This is a genomic window from Thioalkalivibrio sp. ALE19 (genome assembly GCF_000428605.1).
Taxonomy (GTDB): Bacteria; Pseudomonadota; Gammaproteobacteria; order Ectothiorhodospirales; family Ectothiorhodospiraceae; genus Thioalkalivibrio.
Genome location: NZ_AUAG01000014.1, coordinates 1 through 13,268, shown reverse-complemented (window position 1 = coordinate 13,268; position 13,268 = coordinate 1). Strand labels below are relative to the sequence as shown.

Genomic DNA, 13,268 nt, shown 5'->3' with positions numbered 1-13,268 from the left:
CCGGGCCCGGCGCCCGTCCGGCCAAAGACCGCGCGCGGTCAGGCCTCGCCCGCGGGGGACTCCGGCGGCGCGTCCTCGAAGATGCGGCCGCCTTCCAGTGTCAGGCCGACGCTGCGCAACTCCACAGTATCCTCCATGGAATCGCGTGGATCGTGCGTGTACAGCACCCAGTGATCCTCCGGGTCGCGCCGGTAGAGCTCCACCGCGCCACTGGCCGGGTCGATCATCAGGTATTCCTGCAGCGAGGCCAGGGAGCGGTAGGCGGCAAACTTCGCCCCGCGGTCGAAGGCCTCGGTCGACGGCGACAGGACCTCCACCACCAGCAGCGGGGCCTGCTTGTACTGCTCGCGTCCCCGGTCCTGCGGACCGCAGGTGACCATCACATCCGGATAGAAGAAGGCATCGGCCGCTTCCACCCGCAGCTTCATGTCCGCGATGAAGGTCCGGCAGGGTCCGCCGCGCAGGTGTTCGCGCAGCGCCGCGAAGACATTCCCCGCGATGGTCACGTGCCGATCCGGACTGTCCCCGAACGCGACGGCAGGGCATCCACGCAGAAAGACCTCGCCGGCCACGAACTCGTGCTTCTCCGGCTGTTCGGCCTCCCACGCCAGAAAGGCGTCGGCATCCATATGTGCGGGTTGCGGGTTGCCCATGCTGGAGTCTCCGGTTCGGGCCGTCGTCCCCCTGATAGTAGCGCAGCGCCATGGCTGCCCGCAGCGTCCGCCGTGTCACAGTTCGATGCCCTTCTGCGCCTTGATGCCGGCCTGGAAGGCGTGCTTGACGACCTGCAGTTCGGTCACCGTGTCGGCGGCGTCGATCAGGGCCTGCGGGGCCGCGCGGCCAGTGGTGATCACGTGCTGCATCTCGGGGCGCGCGGTAAGGTCCCGCAGCACCTCGTCGACATCCAGATAGCCGTACTTCAGCGCGATGTGCAGCTCGTCCAGCAGCACCAGGTCGATGGCCTGATCGGTCAGCATGTCGCGGGCGTGGGCCCAGGCCTCGCGCGCGGCCTCGCCGTCCTTGTCGCGGTCCTGGGTCTCCCAGGTGTAGCCCTCGCCCATCACGTGGTACTGCACGTTGTCCTGGCGCTTGAAGAAGGCCTCCTCGCCGGTGGCGAAACGGCCCTTGATGAACTGCACGATGCCCACCTGCATGTCGTGGCCCAGCGCGCGCGCTGCCATGCCGAAACCGGAGGAGCTCTTGCCCTTGCCGTTGCCGGTCAGCACCAGGAACACACCGCGTTCCTCCTGCGCCTCGGCGATCTTGCGGTCCACCACTTCCTTCTTGCGCGCCATGCGCTCGGCGTGGCGGCGCGCGCGTTCGTCCTGTTCACTCATGGTCCTGTTCCTCGATTGGGTTTGCGGCCATCGGGCGGCCGGCTCGGGTGTACTCAGTCGCCACCCTCGATCAACAGCATGCGACCGGTCTCCGGGTCGCGGTAGACCTGGCCCATGGATTCGAAGCCGGAGCCGGCCTCGCCGGCGCCGTCGGGCAGTTCGGGAACCTCCTCGCCGGCCTCGACCTCCACGCCACCGGCTTCCTGCTGTTCCAGCCCGTCGTCGGCGGCCACCAGGGCCACGATCAGGCCGACCGCGAACACCAGCATGATGTCCGCAAGGTTGGCCAGCGGCCCCATGGGTTCCTCGTCCGGGGCGTCGAACCGGCTGGCACGGTAGTGCGGGACCCTCATGCCGCCTCCATGCGTTCCATCGCGCCGTCATACCAGCGCCGGCGCAGGCGGCCGAGCAGGAAGCCGAGGATACCGATCAGCAGCCCCAGGACCGTGGTGTTGAAGGCCACGGTCACCGCCTGCGCCAGTACGTCGAGTTCGCCCCGGCCCATGGCCGCCAGCCCCGGTCCCAGCGGGATCAGCGTCCCCATCAGCCCCAGCATCGGGCCGATACGCGCCAGGAGGTCGGCACGGTCGATGCGCCGCCGCGCCAGGAACGCCAGCCGCTCGGCATTGCCGCTGGCCTCCAGGCGCCGCACTCCGCCGGTACGCTCGCCGATGGCCTGTCCCAGCTCCCAGACGGCCACCGCGACCAGCACCAGCAGGCCGATGATCACCGGCTCCAGCAGCCAGCTCACCACCGTGTCCATCAGTTCCATCGTGATCGAGAACGACATTCGCGTTACCTCATCAATCTTTGTTCAGCGCTTTCTTAACGGCGGCGGCCGGCGACGATGCCTCCGAGCAGCAGCAGGAACAGCACCCCGGAGACCAGCCAGGGGATCCACGGCATCGCGCGTGCCTCGCCCGATTCGCGGCCATCCTCGGCCTCCGCGGGCTCGACCTCGGCCGGCTCCGGGGCCTCCTGCATCTCGCGGGCATCCGGCTGTTCCAGCGGCTGGATCTCGGCCATGCGCGCCGGGTCGGTCTCGGCGGGCTCGCGTTCGATCTGCGCAGCCTCGCGCACGGCGTCGAAGGCCTCGGCCAGTTCCGCGTCGTCCAGGCGTTCGGCGACTTCGTCGAGCACGGGGTGATCCGGCCGCGTATGACCGCTGCCGGGCAGGCCGTGCTCGGCCACCAGTTCGGCGAAGTCCTCGGACAGCGCCTGCAGGACCTCGGGATCGGCGTCCCAGAACTCGCGGCTCGCGGCCACCAGCAGCGTGGCCTGCATGTGCGTCTTCACGTGCACCTTGTGGCCGTCTTCCAGGAACTCGTCGAGCCCCAGGTCGTGCCGGTCCTGCAGGTAGACGTCGTGCACGTGGTCCCAGGCTTCGGAGCCGATCACGTGGGGACTGGTCACCTGCCAGCCCCACAGGTTGTTGACGAAATCGGCGGTGAAGGTCCGCGCCCCGGCATAGCCGTGATCCATCAGCGGCTCGATCCACTGCGGGTTCAGATTCTGCCCGTGCAGCTCGGTCATCAACGCACGCTGCAGGCTCTCCACGCGCGGGTTGTCGGGGTCGGCATGCTGCAGGATGCGATTGTCCGGCGGGGTGCCGCGGGCGTGTTCCACCGCGGCCGACAGACCGCCCTGGAAGTCGAAACCGTCGTCGTTGTCCAGCAGGCCGTAGAGATGACTGGCCCGGCCCAGATAGGTGCGGCCCACGCCTTCCAGACGCGCATCGAAGGCATCGTGAGCGGGCTCGCCGCGGGTCCCCGCGCCATACGCATGCCCCATGCGCCGGGCATAGGCGTCGGCCAGCTCGGCACGATCCTCCCAGGCCCCGGAGCGGTCGGCCAGACGGTTCACCCCGGCGCCATAGGCCCCCGGCGCGGTGCCGAACACCCGCAGCGCCGCCTGGCGGCCGGCCTCGACCGCCTCCACGCCATCGGATTTCAGCGCCCGGGTATCAGCTACCCACTGGCTCGCCACGTCGTTGCTCTCCAGCGGCTCCCGGCCCGGATCCCTCAGGTCCTCGCCCAGGGGTTTCAGGGCCTCGTCCAGTGCCTCGTCCAGGTGGGGATATTCGGCGCGGATGGCCTTCGACGAGCCGTCCAGGGCCAGGCGCGCGGCCTGGTCCAGCCAGACTAGCTGATCCTCGTAGAGGTCGCGGAACAGGCCCGAGGTGGTGAACAGGGCGTCCCGGCGACGCTCACGATCGGCCTCGTCGAGATCCATCAGCTTCAGGCCCTCGACGATCCCGCGGCTGTTCCACTCGGGCTTCACCCCCAGCATGTCGAGTCCGAAGGCCACCATCACGCCTTCGTCGCGCACGGTGTCGGAGGCCCACAGCACGACGGCCTCGCTGCCTTCGGCTTCGGGGTCGCCCTGCTCGCGGGCATCGGCGGCCAGATCCTGGCCCAGGCTCCAGGCGATGCGGGTGGGCACCAGATCGGAGGAGAGGGCGTGGAAATTGCGCCCGGTGGGCAGCACATCCGGGGTGCGCACCGGATCGTTGCCGCGGCTCGGCGGCACGAAGCGGCCCTCGAGCCCGGCCAGCAGGTTCGCTCCCTCATTGGCTGGCGAGCCCTCCAGGTCTTCGCGCATCGCCGCGTCCGGCTCCGCGTCGCCGGCCATGGAATCGAGCATGGTGTCCACGGCCTCGCCATCCCAGTCGCGGGCCAGCACATGCAGTCCGAGGGGCATGTGCTCCTCCTGCATGTCGGTCACCCAGTGACCGATGTCGTGGACCATCAACTCCTCGTCGAGGTCCGCCAGACCACCCTCGTGAGCCGGATCATGGTCATGTCCGTGGTCGTGGTCATGCCCGTGGTCGTCACCACCATCATGCGCATGATCGTGATCATGGCTGTGGTCGTGGGCATCCATCGCCTCCTCGATGGTCTCGCTCAGACCAAGCTCCTCGATGCGGGCCAGCAGCGTCTCCGCGGCCCGCGCCTGAGTCGGCGAATTCGGATCGGTGCTCGCCTCATAGCTTTCGACCAGCTGGCGCAGTTCCAGCAGGTCGTCGTAGAGCTCGGTGGTCGCCAGCGCCGGCGTCAGATGGCTGATGATCACGCCCTGGGCGCGACGCTTGGCCTGGATGCCCTCGCCCACGCCATCGACGATGTAGGGATACAGCACCGGCAACGGGCCGCCAAGGAGTTCCGGATAGTCGTCCGGAGCCAGCCCGGCGCGGCGCCGCGGCAGGAATTCACGGGTGGAGTGGCGCCCCATGTAGACCAGCGCATCCGCCTCGAAATGGTCGCGCAGCCAGTGGTAAAAGCCCACGTACTGATGGGTGGGCGGGAACGTGGTGTTGGCGTGCAGCAGCCGCTCGCTGACCTCCCAGCCCCGCGGCGGCTGCGGGCCGATGAACACGTTGCCGTACTCGATCCCGGGGAAATGCATCGCTCCGTCGTGGATCATGGCCTCGCCCGGGGGTTCGCCCCAGCCGCTCAGGCCCGGGATGCCGGTGCGCGTGAGGGCGTCGCGCAGGGATTCCGCCTGCGCCAGGTCGCCGCCGCCGTCCAGCAGCGCCTCCCACTCGCGCTCCAGCTGGTCGATCAGTGACTGCGCACGCTGCTGCGCGTCATGCGAGTAGTTCTGCACCATGTGGCGCAGGTCGCCGATGCCGTTCTCCAGCGCGCGCTCGGCGGCGTCGGTCGCGCCCAGCTCGCGGGCCTTGAGCAGCCGCTCGTGCAGATAGCCCACCGGACCGTGCACCAGCTCGGCCTGTACGGTCTCCGGCAGGGTCTCGAAGTAAGACCGATAGGTCTCCGCATCCAGGCTGGCCACGCGGCCGGCGATGTCGGCGGCCGCATCGGCATGTTCGGGCAGGTTGACGCCGCGGTCCTGGATGTCGTCCAGCAGGGCCTCGGCATCTTCCGGGTGATCCCCGGTGTCGTAGCCCGCGTCGCGCAGCAGATCCAGGGTCTCCAGCAGCGACTCGGGGACATCCAGCTTGTCGGCGCCGATGTTGTGGCGCCCCGGCGGATGGTTGTAGTAGACGATGGCCACACGCTTGTCGGCATTGGAGCGCTCGCGCAGGCGCTGCCAGCGGGCCATGCGTTCGGCCACCGCGTCGACCCGTTCGCGGATCGGCTCGGAGAGCATCAGGCGCACGCCGGTGCGGTCGTCGATCTCGGGCTCGCCGGCGGCGGCCAGCACCGTGGGCTGGCTCACGCCCTGCAGTTCGGGCATGGCCACCTGGTAGTGGATGCTGTCCCAGGGGATGCCGTCATGCGCGACCCGCCATTCGTCCTCACTGCGCGAGGCCAGGCGCAGGCCCTTGACCACCGGCACGTCCAGCTCGCCCAGCGCCCCGGCAACCGCCTCGCGGTTACCGCCGCCCCCGATCACGAAGTCCTGCAGGGAGACGATGCCGGCGAGATCGGCGGGTGCCGCCGACTGCGCCAGGTCCTCCACCGCCTGCCGGCTGGCGCCGCCCCAGCGCGCCAGCACGCCGAAGCACTGCAGATCGCGCGATTCCAGCGCGTCGCAGGCGGCATCCAGCAGTGCACGGTCGCCCGGCCGGTCGCCGGTGTCCAGGTCCAGCAGGGCGACCGCCGGGCGTTCATCCAGATCCATTGCGGCGGCGTCATCCACCGCGCGGCCGTCGTGGTAGAAGCGGATGGTCTCGCGCGGATCGGGCTGCGGCACGTCGATGTCGTGGCCGGCCTCGGCGGCCAGCCAGCGCATCAGGCCCTCCATGCTCTCCGGCGTACGCCCCTGGTAATACGCCCGGCCGGTGAGCCAGCCGGCCTGCTCGGGGAACGCCTGCCGCTGCTCCCGCAGGTGTTCGCGCGGATCCTCGTCGGCATCCGGATTGACCGCCAGCTCGGTCCGCTCGTCCGCTTCCATGCCGGCCAGCACGCGCTCGCCCCGCAACCGGGTCAGCGCCGTCAGCTGCCGGTCGCTGTTGATCGCCAGCAGCGGCACTTCGGCATCCGGACCGCGCTCGCGCAGCAGCCGCGTCAGCCGGCCGACCTCGTCGCCCAGCACCGCCGCCACCAGCACGGCGTCCGCGTCCTCCCACAACGCGGTGACCTCGGAGTCATCCTTGTCGGCCAGCTGCTCCGGGGTGCGCAGGCGCACGTCGGATTCGGGGAAGGCCTCGAGGAAACGATGCGCCCCGGCCGTGACCTCGGCGGCGGAGCGATCCGAGACGATGCCGAGGATATGCGGGGACGCTTCCGTCTCCGCCGCCGGAACCCCCGGCAGCAGCAGCGCCAGCAACAGGGGGTAGCGTTTTTTCCATGTACTCATCATTCAACACCCGGATACGTGCACACACTGCCGCCGGGACACTCGAGGCGTCCCGACGGAGCGTGAAGAAAAGGAGATCGGCCGCGGGTCGCGTCAGCGTCGCGGCACTGTTGTCGATCGGGGCCTTCGCGGATCCGCCGTCACGGCGCCGCGGGCAGAATCAGCCGCCGGAGGCCTCGCGCCGAGCGGCGGGCTGCCACAGGACCTCGGAACCGTTTTCGTGGCGCGCCAGCACCCGGCACAGCACGAACAGCAGATCCGACAGGCGGTTGAGGTAGGCCAGCGAGCTGGGCCGCAGGGCCTCGTGGTGATTGACCGCGACCAGCCGCCGCTCGGCGCGGCGGCATACGGTGCGGGCAATATGGCAATCCGCAGTGGCCGGGCCGCCCCCCGGGAGGATGAACTCCTCCAGCGGCGGCAGCTCGGCATTGAAGCCTTCGAGCTCGACATCGAGGCGCTCCACCGACGCCTCCGGCAGCGCCTGATGCCCCGGCACCGCCAGCTCCGCGCCCAGGTCGAACAGCTCATGCTGCACCCGGGCGAGGGAACCCCGCACGTCCTCGGGCAACGCGTGCACCAGCACCCGACCGATCACGCTGTTCAGCTCGTCCACGTCACCAAAGGCCTCGACCCGGTGGCTGTCCTTGTCCACGCGCGAGCCGTCACCCAGACCGGTACGCCCCTCGTCACCCGTGCGGGTCGCGATCCTCGACAGTCGATTGCCCATGACCTTACCTCTGCTGCTGATAACGCAGTTTCACGAACGCAGCGCGGCCCGGGGTATTGAAACCACCCTGGGTCTCGTAATCCCGGTCGAAGACGTTGGTCAGGGAACCTTCGACCGTCCATTCGGGGTCGAGGGCATACGCCGCACGCAGGTTCATGGTGCCGTAGCCCGAAAGCCGTTCTTCGTTGCTGGCATCGTCGTAAGTCCGGCTACGGGCGAGGATCGTACCGCCCACGGAGAAATCGCCAATTTGACGATCCAGATCGAAGCGGGCCGAGACCGGCGCCCGGCGCGCCAGCTCATTCCCCGTGTCCCGGTCCTCGGCGTCCAGCAGGGTCAGCGACACCCGCGAATTCCACGGGCCAAGGTCATGCCCACCTTCGATTTCCATTCCTTGAATCCGCGCGTTTTCGACGTTGCCTGGCTCATAGACATCACTAAACGGATTGCCATCATCACAATTCGCCACGCAGCGGTTCACAATAAGGTCATCGACCCTGGTTTCGAACACCGCCACATCCACATAGGCAAGACTGGCTGAATACCTCCCGCCCAGTTCAAATGTTCCCGATTCTTCCGGGGCAAGGTCCGGATTACCTCGGAACCACCCCTCATCGGGCCAGTAAAGGTCATTGAAGGTCGGCGCCTTGAAGGCGGTGCCATAGCTGGCGCGCAGCCGCAGAGCGTCGGTAGCCTGCATGCCCCAGGCGACCTGACCGGTGGTCTTGTCACCGAACTGCTCGTTGTCGTCGTAGCGCAGCGAGCCTTCCAGATCATGGTTGCCGAGCTCGGTGCGCACGACTGAATAGACGCCTACGTTGTAGCGCGAATCCTCATCAAAATCTTCGTTACTGTCGACCCGATCTTCGTAGGCATCCACCCCGGCGATCAGGTCGGTGCGTTCACCCAGGCGGACATCGTTACGCCAGGTCAGCTGATCCCGCCGGGTGTCGAAACGGGAGTCGGCAACCCCGTTTTCGAAATTTTCGTTTTCGTCACGGCTTTGAGCATAGGCAAGCTCCGTATCCCATTGCTCCAGGACCGGGAAACGGACTCCGGCCTGCACTGCCCCGTGAACAAAATCCGTCTCATCCGTACTGAAAGCGTCGACTTCAGTGTTACCTTCGGAATAGAGGAGATTGCCGAAGAGTTCGATCCCGTTGTCGAGGCGGTGAGCAACCTTGCCGGCCAGCGAGGTGTTGTCATAGCCGTCGGGATCGTCATCACCCATGTCATCCTGGACATTGATGCCTTCGGTGTCATACATGCTCACGGACAGGCTGTAATCGGTGCGTCCGGTGCCGCCGGCCACGCCGAGCCCGGCCTCCCAGGTGCTGAAGCTGCCGGCGCCGAGGAAGGCATTGACCCGCGGCGGCCCTTCGCGGCCCGCGCGGCTGAAGACCTGGGTCACCCCGCCGATGGCATCGGAGCCGTAGATGGAGGTGCGCGGCCCGCGCACGATCTCCACGCGGTCGATCTCCTCGGGCGGCAGGAACTGCCAGCTGGCACCGCCGGTGGTGGCCGACCCCATGCGCACGCCGTCGATCAGCATCAGGTGGTGATCGGATTCGGTGCCGCGCAGACGGACGCTCGACTGCTTGCCGAACGGACCGGCGCTGGAGACCGAGACCCCGGCGCGTCCCTCCACCAGATCGGTGAACTGGCGCGGCTGCAGGCGCTCGATCTCTTCGCGGTCGATGACGGTCACCGAGGCGAGGGCCTCGTCGACGGTCTGGCTGAGACGGGTCGCGGTGACCTGAACGGGTTCCAGGGTCGCGGAATCGGGGCTGGTACCCGGCGCTTCGTCGGCCACGGCCGGGGACACGGCTGCAACGATGGCTGCGGAAAGGATACTGCGTTTCATGTCTTCGGATCTCCCGGCGAGCCGCCCGCACGCCGCTGGTTCACGGGGATCGCGCCGGCGCGAGGGATGAAGACGAGGAACGCATTCCCGGCGGGAAACGGGTACGGGGACCCGTGGCGGGAACGGTCATCCGTCTCGCACGCCCTCCGCGTGCCGCACGACCATTCCCCGGCCGGTCTCCGGGCTGACGAGCGGGAGATTCCCGGCGGGCGGCGCCTTCCCGTGTCCATGACACAGTGGCATTCGGCCGCCAGCCTCGAGGATCCACTGCCGAAGGACTCCGGAATGGATCCGCGCTCGATCACCGTTGCGGGGGCAGCGCCGGACTCGCGCCGAAGCGGCGCTCACCGGACTTCCCGTTTAACCCGGCGGCGAAACCGCCAGGGCACCGAGGAACGGGGCGCAGGGTACATGAGGGCCCCCTGATTTTCCACCCGCGTTCTCCGGCCGACCGCACGGCGTTCAGTTCTGCCGCACCTCCTCGGCCTGGCGATAGCGGGCGCCACGACGCAGCAGGCGGCCCCATTCCTTGTCCTGGACCATCGCGTCGAATTCCGGCGAGCGCTCGGCACGCAGGGCCACCGGGTGGGACTCGTCCCCGGTGTTCTGCGCCAGCATCGCCAGGCGCTCGGGGTTGGCCCCGTAGTGGGTCTCGAGAAAGCTGCGCATGCCGTCGGTCAGCGGCAGGTGGTAGACCCGGGTCAGGCGCAGCGCGAGCCACTCCGCCGCGCGCCCGAGGTCCTGACGGACCATGCGCACCATGGCGGAGCCCAGCCCGGCCTTGGCGTCGGCGCTCATGCCCACGTACAGCCCGCCGAGATAGGCCGCGGGGCTGGAATAGATCGCCCGCTGGATACTGGGGTTGCTCAGCTCCACCAGCGGGTCGAGCAGCAGCGCCAGCTGGATGCCGATACGCTTGGCGGTATCGCCGTCCAGCGGCTTCTTGCCGAAGAAGATGAAATCGCCCTCGCGCCGGATCTGCAGCTCCTCGAGATATTCGCACAGACCGTCGGCCAGCCGGATCTTCTGATCATCGTCCAGTTCGATCAGCTCCTCCGACACCCGGATCCGCCGGGCCGAACGCTTCTGCCAACGCTGAGCACCCTTGCGGTCCCGTTCGCGCCGGCGCAGGTTTTCCCAGCGTTCCACCGCATTGGCGTAACGGCTCTGCGCCTGCATCAGGCGGTCCCGGGCTTCACGCAGTTCTTCCACCTGCGACATCGCGGCACCGAGGATACGGCCGTCGGGGCTCTTCACGTCCGGCTCCGCCTCCAGCATGGTCCGCAGGCCGGCCAGCACCTGCTGTCCCATGACCGGCAGGGGTTCGCGCAGATGCTGCTGGGTGATGCCACTGGTCTCGCTCTGCGCCAGCAGCATCCCCAGCGAGCGGAGACGGCTGATCACCCCGGCCTGGGCCACGCGGAAGCGGTTGCTCTGGTATTCCAGCCGGTCCAGCGCCCGGCCCAGCTGCCAGGGCCCCGACCATTCGAAACTCAGGCGCTTGATCTGGCGCCCGTTGACCAGCTCGAAGGCGAGCACGAAGATCGCCTGGACATCATCCAGGGTGCAGCGCGTAAGGTCATCCGCATCCGCCGCGGAGAACAGGCGTTCGAGAAACTGGTCGATGCGGCGCACGCCGTCCTCGCGCGTCGGCGCGACCCCGCGCAGGCGGTCACGCAGCAGCTCGGCGAGATCCGAATCCTCGGCGTGCAGCCGCTCCAGCGCGGCCATGCGCGCGTCGGCGGTGGCCTCCACCAGGTCCGCGACCCGCGCATGCAGCCCCAGACGCCGATAGATCTCGATCTGCTCGGCGGTAGAGGCCAGCGTCGGGTCGCCGGTCATTTCGCGCACCGCGACCGCCACCGCCTCCGGGGAGACCTCCACCTCGTGCAGCAGCACCGCCGCCGACTGGCGCCGCCGCATGTCCGGCGTCATCTCGCCCATGGCCAGGTCACGGGTCGCGAACAGCAGATCCGGCAGCAGATCGATGGTATTGCGCAGCTGGACCTGCGAGCGCTCCTGACGCCGCCCGCGGGTCGCATCGGCGACAAAGCGCGCGATCAGGCCGATCACCCCGAACAGCAGGGTGTAGACCGCGAAGAAGACGAAGTTCTGGGTGGGAGCCGCATGGCCGAACCCGAGGAAATAGCCGCCCTGCATCGCGAGGAAGGTCACGGGGCCGGCCGCCCACAAAAGCTGCAGCAGGTTCAGCGACCACGGGACTTTGCGGGCACTGGTCGCCACTTCGGTGATGCGGCTGCGTCCCGCAGCCTCGATCAGGACCTGGTCCTGATTCGACTCCTGCGTTTCGGGGGCCCCCGATGCCTCGGACTTGCGTTGACGAAAAAGGCGGAACACCCCTACTCCCCGAACACCGGAATCCCCGGTCAGTGTAAAGCTCGAATGCCCCGCACGTCGCCGTCAGAACGGCGGGGACCCACACTGGACCCGTGCCGGAGGCCGGGGTTCACCGCGCGGAAGAAATCAGCTCGTCCGCCGGCGGCACCGAACGCACCCCGGGGTCTTCGCGCCCGCAGAGATAGTCGCGGGTGAGCGGAACGGCATCCTGCCGACGCGCCATCTGGATATGGAACACCACCTGCTTCCACCAGCGGAAAGTGCCCTCGCAGCTGGCCAGATAGAACTCCCACATGCGGCAGAAGCGCTCGTCGAAACTGGCCGCCGCCTCTTCACGGACTGCCTGAAAGCGCCGGTACCATTCGGCCAGGGTTTCGGCATAGTGCAGCCGCCAGAATTCGATGTCGGTGGTGTACAGCGGCGTGGGCTCCAGCGCTTCCATCACCTCGGACAGGGCGGGGGTGTAACCGCCGGGGAAGATGTATTTCTTCAGCCAGGGGTTGGCCGTGCCCGGTGGCTCCTGGCGACCGATGGTGTGCAGCACCGCGATCCCGTCGGGCTTGAGCAGGTCGTTGACCCGCTGGAAAAAGGTGCCGTAGTTCGGCTGCCCCACGTGTTCGAACATGCCGACACTGACGATCCGGTCGTACTGATCGTCGTGCTCGCGATAGTCCTGGTACAGGAAGCGCACCTTGTCCTCCAGACCCCGGCGCTTCGCTTCGTCCTGCGCTACCCGCAGCTGCTCGCGCGACAGGGTGATGCCATCGACCCGGACATCCGCGTGCTCGGCCAGATACATCGCCAGCCCGCCCCAGCCGCAGCCGATGTCCAGCACGCGCATGCCCGGCTCCAGGCACAGTTTCTGGCGCAGGACCTCGCACTTGGCCTGCTGCGCCTCCTCCAGCGTCATCCCCGGCTCGGCGAAATAGGCGCAGCTGTAGAACATCCCCTCGTCCAGGAACCGCCGGAACAGCCATTCGTCCACGTCGTAATGGTGAGAGATGTTCTTGTAGCTGCGCGCCACCCGGTTGCCCTGCTCCACGAGGGCGCGCAGCGAACGCGTCAGGAAACCGACCCGCTTCTGGAACATCGGCGCAAAATTGCGCATGGTCATATCAAGAAAGGCCCGCAGCCCTTCCTGACCGGGCGACCACAGCCCCTCCATGTAGGTCTCGCCCAGCTCGAACCCGGGATCCCGCGCAATGCGCTTCAGGGCCCCGGCATCATGCAGCTGCATGACCACTTCCGGCTCGCCGCTGCCAAAACGCTGCTCGGTGCCATCCGGGTGACGCAGGGTCAGCGTCCCGTAGCGAACATGCTGTTCCAGCATCCGTTCAATCATTACTGAGTGCCCCCGATTCCCTGAAATCCGGCACGATTCCGTGTCCGGCTATTTTTATACTGAGTCTAACTCTCACCTCCGGGCCCGTCCAGTGGAGCCGGTCCGCACACCATCCGTTGTACCAACGCATCAAGCCCAGGGAAACACTGATCAATGTACACGCTCGCGCTCGAGTCGCTTTTGCGTGCGAACAAGGCGCGGCAACCGCCGTGCAGCATTCTGCACAAGGGAGCCGCAACGCCGTACGCGCGCAAAAGCGGCCGAGCCCCTTCGGGGTTGGCACCCCGGGTTCCCCGATCCTGCGTTGCGGCCCTTGCCGGTAGAACCACTACCGGCTGCGCACCGCGCCTTGTCTCGGAAAACCCGGGGTGCCAACGC

General features: G+C 67.9%; 9 protein-coding genes and 1 riboswitch. All 9 genes read right to left on the bottom strand.

The features are described 5' to 3' along the window. Positions 1-38 precede the first annotated feature (38 nt). Positions 39-653, bottom strand: a complete 615-nt coding sequence (locus F787_RS0107030; protein WP_028491745.1) for a Uma2 family endonuclease — start codon at positions 651-653, stop codon at positions 39-41. 75 nt (positions 654-728) lie between these two features. Then, positions 729-1,337, bottom strand: coding sequence for a cob(I)yrinic acid a,c-diamide adenosyltransferase (gene cobO, locus F787_RS0107025; RefSeq protein WP_028491744.1), 609 nt, complete (start codon positions 1,335-1,337; stop codon positions 729-731). A gap of 53 nt (positions 1,338-1,390) precedes the next feature. Further along, positions 1,391-1,690, bottom strand: a complete 300-nt coding sequence (locus F787_RS0107020) for a DUF2149 domain-containing protein (RefSeq protein WP_018946961.1) — start codon at positions 1,688-1,690, stop codon at positions 1,391-1,393. Continuing rightward, positions 1,687-2,127: a MotA/TolQ/ExbB proton channel family protein gene (locus F787_RS0107015; RefSeq protein WP_019569714.1), complete on the bottom strand. Its 441-nt coding sequence runs from the start codon at positions 2,125-2,127 to the stop codon at positions 1,687-1,689. Before F787_RS0107015 ends, F787_RS0107020 begins: the two co-directional genes overlap by 4 nt. Before the next feature lie 35 nt (positions 2,128-2,162). After that, positions 2,163-6,599, bottom strand: a complete 4,437-nt coding sequence (locus F787_RS0107010; protein ID WP_042805766.1) for a cobaltochelatase subunit CobN — start codon at positions 6,597-6,599, stop codon at positions 2,163-2,165. 160 nt (positions 6,600-6,759) lie between these two features. Next, the gene (locus F787_RS0107005) at positions 6,760-7,326 is read right to left on the bottom strand and encodes a cob(I)yrinic acid a,c-diamide adenosyltransferase (protein ID WP_028491742.1); all 567 of its coding nucleotides are present in this window, start codon (positions 7,324-7,326) and stop codon (positions 6,760-6,762) included. A gap of 4 nt (positions 7,327-7,330) precedes the next feature. Beyond that, entirely contained in the window at positions 7,331-9,190 is a 1,860-nt protein-coding gene (locus tag F787_RS0107000) for a TonB-dependent receptor domain-containing protein (RefSeq protein WP_028491741.1), read from the bottom strand. Between the two features lie 163 nt (positions 9,191-9,353). Continuing rightward, positions 9,354-9,583: riboswitch (cobalamin riboswitch) on the bottom strand. 69 nt (positions 9,584-9,652) lie between these two features. Continuing rightward, complete coding sequence (locus tag F787_RS0106995; protein WP_028491740.1) at positions 9,653-11,548, bottom strand: hypothetical protein; 1,896 nt, start codon at positions 11,546-11,548, stop codon at positions 9,653-9,655. A 109-nt stretch (positions 11,549-11,657) separates the two neighbouring features. Next, positions 11,658-12,890, bottom strand: a complete 1,233-nt coding sequence (locus F787_RS0106990) for a class I SAM-dependent methyltransferase (RefSeq protein WP_028491739.1) — start codon at positions 12,888-12,890, stop codon at positions 11,658-11,660. Between the last annotated feature and the right edge of the window lie 378 nt (positions 12,891-13,268).